At 43.1% G+C, this 699-nt stretch carries 1 protein-coding gene and 1 pseudogene; both read left to right on the forward strand.

Annotated features, from left to right (window positions below):
* Nucleotides 1–359, forward strand: a 359-nt coding sequence (locus tag KIV40_RS28340; protein WP_285352545.1) for a SprT family zinc-dependent metalloprotease, incomplete at its 5' end; no start/stop codon positions are given.
* Between the two features lie 91 nt (nucleotides 360–450).
* Nucleotides 451–699 (forward strand): annotated as a pseudogene (locus KIV40_RS28345) (deoxyribonuclease I); the annotation flags it as partial.

A 699-nucleotide genomic window follows, 5' to 3' on the forward strand; every position in this document is an offset into this window, starting at 1 on the left:
TTCAACTCAATGAGGTCCGCTTAAATTCGGTTCTATTCAACGAAAACCAAGATGCCTTTATTGACGAAGTGATCCATCATGAGGTTGCGCACCTCATCACTCACCAAGTGTTTGGTCGTGTGAAGCCACACGGTAAAGAGTGGCAGTATGTCATGGAAAGCGTGTTTAAAACTCCCGCTAAAACGACACACAGCTTTGCCGTGACCTCTGTTCAAGGAAAGACGTTTGAGTACTACTGCGGTTGTACTCACTATCCATTAACGATTCGCCGCCATAATAAGGTTCAACGCAACCAAGCAAGATATCGCTGTCAGCAGTGCCACCAACTACTCACATTTACAGGAAAGCAGCTGAGTTAGGCACAAAATTCCCGTGCAAAGAATGTAATAGAGAAAAGTGTCACTTGAGTGCTAGACTGATAATAATCATACTTTTATCAGTCTTTTTTATATGAAAAAATCACCTTCAAAAGCATTTGGCCCATTGGTGTCTTTTTGCCTTTCAGTACTATTTGGCCTACTGGTAACCCAAAGCGTTTTCGCCGCACCGCCAAGCTCTTTTTCCAAAGCTAAACGGGAAGCTGTGAAGATCTACCTCGACCATCCAACCTCTTTTTATTGTGGCTGTGACATTACTTGGAAAGATAAAAAGAAAGGCATTCCAGACCTTGAAGGCTGTGGTTACGAGGTAAGAAAGAAG

Source organism: Vibrio sp. D173a (genome assembly GCF_030248475.1).